The following is a 2,682-nucleotide window of genomic DNA, read 5'->3' as shown; positions in this document are numbered from 1 at the left end:
CGCAGCGGCGCACGACGATGTGGTCGATCTTGTCGCCGTAGATGCCGTGGCTGGACGAGCCGCGGATGGTCAGCCCGACCAGCCGGACCCAGGAACGCCCGTCGAGCGAGACCAGCCCGTTGCCCTCACCGCCGCCGGTGATCACCACGCTCGCGCCGGGTGCGGCGGCGATGGTGAGCCACTTGCCCGGCGCGCCGTCGCGGGACATGGCGAAGCCGGGATAGGTACCCGCGGCGACCTGCACGGTGTCACCAGGCTGCGCGGCGTCAACCGCAGAGCTGATGTCGCGGTAGGTCCCGCCCGCGCCGACCGTCAGTGTGCGGCCGCCACCGGGAGCCCCGTCGTCGATGCCCTTCGTCGGTGCCGTCCCCGTGCTGGTCCCGGTGTCGCTCCCGGTGCCCGCGCCGCTGCTGCAGGCGGCGGGCGCGCTGAGCCCAGCCTTGACGAGCGCGTCGTAAATGGCCTTCGCGCGCGGGTCGGTGGCAGTGGCGGTGGCCGCGGCGAGGTCGGCAGCCGCCGCACGCCACCCACACGACGCCGCGGAGGTGTTGAGGATGGCCAACGGCGAGTTCTCGGTCGCGCCTGCGGGCCCGGCGCCGGTAACGAGCCCGAGCGCCACCACGCTGGCGATCACCCCGGTGCGGATGACGTGGCCTGACCGATCTGCCGTTTCCGCGCTGCTGCAGCCGCGGCGCACGCGCACTCGCATCACAGACCGAGGCTAAGCACGACGAGGCCGAGAAGGAGCAGCACGATCAGCGGGCCGACCATGGCCATGCTGAGTCCACTTGATCGGGATGGGGTCACTGCAGACCCAGCTTGCGAGAGCATGCGGGCCACGCCGAGTAGCCGCCGCGGTCGGCCTTGACCTTCTCCGCCACCGCGATCTGCTGCTCACGGGTGGCCTGGTCCGCGCTCGGCGCGTACTGGTCGCCTCCGTAAGCCCGCCACGTGGAGGCCGCGAACTGGAGGCCGCCGCCGTAGCCGCTGCCGGTGTTGATCTTCCAGTCGCCACCGCTCTCGCACTGGGCAAGCCGGTCCCACGTCGTGCTGGCCGAGGCATCCGAGCCGGACTGTGTGTCGCCGCCCTGGCCGCCGGAAGTCGCCGCGTCATCCGAGGTTCCCTGGTCCTGCGGTTCCTGCCGGTCCCGGGACGTCTCGTCGTCCTGCGGCTGCTGGTCCTGGTCGTCGGAGCTCTGCTCGTCGTCGGCGCCGTGCTGACCGCTGCCCGTGTCCTGAGCGCTGTCCTGGTCGCTGTCCTGGTCGCTGGCCTGATCGTTGTCGCCGCCGCCCTGATCGGCGCTGTCCGAGGTCGACGAGCTGTCCCCGGAGTTGGTGCCGGTGGAGGTGGTGTCGGTCGGGTTCGTGGTGCCGGCCTGCTGGGCGCGGCCGGTGATGCCCTGCGCGGCGAGCTGCTCGGAGAGGTTGCGCGCGACCGGGTCGTCACCGGCGGAGGACAGCTCGTCGGCCAGCTTCTGCGCCTTCGCCTCCCACGCCTGCCCGGCCGCCCCGGCCCCACCGGTCGAGGTCTGATCGGTCGGGGCATCGTCAGCGCCGGTCGTAGCCCCAGAACCCGTGGCTCCGCCGCCGCCCGGGGCGGTGTCACCACCGGTGGTGCTCCCGGTGCTCCCTTGTCCGGTGCTCCCTGTCCCGCTGCTGCCGGTGTCGGTGCTGCCGGTGTCGGTGCTGCCGGTGTCGCTGCTGCCGTTGTCGGTGCTGGTGGTGCCGGTGCTGGTCGCGCCGCTGTCGCTGGTGCCGGTGCTGTCGTTGCCAGTGGTGGAGCCGTTGTTGCCGCGTTCGGTGACCTGGTTGTTGACGGTGTTCCCGGTCCCGGTCCCGGTCCCGCTGGCGCGGGCCTGCTCGATGATTTGGGCGAGCTGGCGGGCGGCGGGGTCGGAGTCGCCGGTCAGCTGGGCGAGCAGGGTGTCTGCCTGGGCCGACCAGTCGCCGGTGCCGGCGGCGCCACCAGCTGACGAGCCCCTGCTGGTGGTGGAGTCGAGGCCGCAGACCTCGACGCCGTCGGCGGGCAGCGCGCGGATCGCCGCAGCGAGCGCGCCGCCGGCGAGCAGGACCGACCCGGCCGCGGCGCTGGGTGCGATCGCCGGCCCGCTCCCACCATCCGCGGCCGCGTCTTGTCCCGATGCTGTGCCGGTGGCCGTGCTCGCGCTGGTGTCGGAGGCCTTGCTGGTGTCGGGGGCCGTGTTGGTGTCGGTGCGCAGGTCGGCGGGGGTGGGGGAGTAGCCGGCCTTGGCCAGCGCGACCGCGAGTGCTCCGGCGGCCGGGTCGTCGCCCATCGCGGCCAGCGTGGTGTCGGCGAGGTCGTGGGCCTGCTGCTGCCAGCCCGAGGCCACTGACGGGGTGATCCCCAGCGCCCGGATGCCCGAGCCCAACGCTGCCGCGCGGGCATCCGCGCTGGCGAGGGTCAGCGAGGTCACCAGTTCCCGGGTCTGCTCGAGCAGCTTCGCGGCCTGATCCGGCGTGAGCTGCCCCGTGCCACTGGCCCCCGTGCCGCCGGTGCCGGTCCCTGTGCCGCCGGTCCCGGTGCCGCCGGTCCCTGTGCTGGTGCTGGTGTTTCCGGTGGTGGTCTGGACGGTGCAGGTCCGGTTGTCGGCCTGGTCGGCGACGAGGGCGGGGGTGGTGGTCAGGGCCGGTCCCGCGGCCAGCGCGGCGGCGACGGCCAGG

General features: G+C 73.7%; 1 protein-coding gene and 1 pseudogene. Both read right to left on the bottom strand.

The window, feature by feature from the left end; all coding sequences use genetic code 11:
- Positions 1 to 634: pseudogene (locus TOK_RS12080) on the bottom strand (hypothetical protein); the annotation flags it as partial.
- A 169-nt stretch (positions 635 to 803) separates the two neighbouring features.
- Complete coding sequence (locus tag TOK_RS34025; protein ID WP_253258336.1) at positions 804 to 2,294, bottom strand: transglycosylase family protein; 1,491 nt, start codon at positions 2,292 to 2,294, stop codon at positions 804 to 806.
- Positions 2,295 to 2,682: the final 388 nt, after the last annotated feature.

Origin of the sequence: Pseudonocardia sp. N23, from assembly GCF_002583555.1 — a bacterium.
Taxonomy (GTDB): Bacteria; Actinomycetota; Actinomycetes; order Mycobacteriales; family Pseudonocardiaceae; genus Pseudonocardia.
Note: the sequence above shows the minus strand (reverse complement) of the source record. Positions and strands in the feature narration are given on the sequence as shown.

Coding starts and splice junctions, on each gene's coding strand:
- TOK_RS34025 (WP_253258336.1), bottom strand. CDS start 2,294: ATGGGCGACGACCCGGCCGCCGGAGCACTCGCGGTCGCGCTGGCCAAG.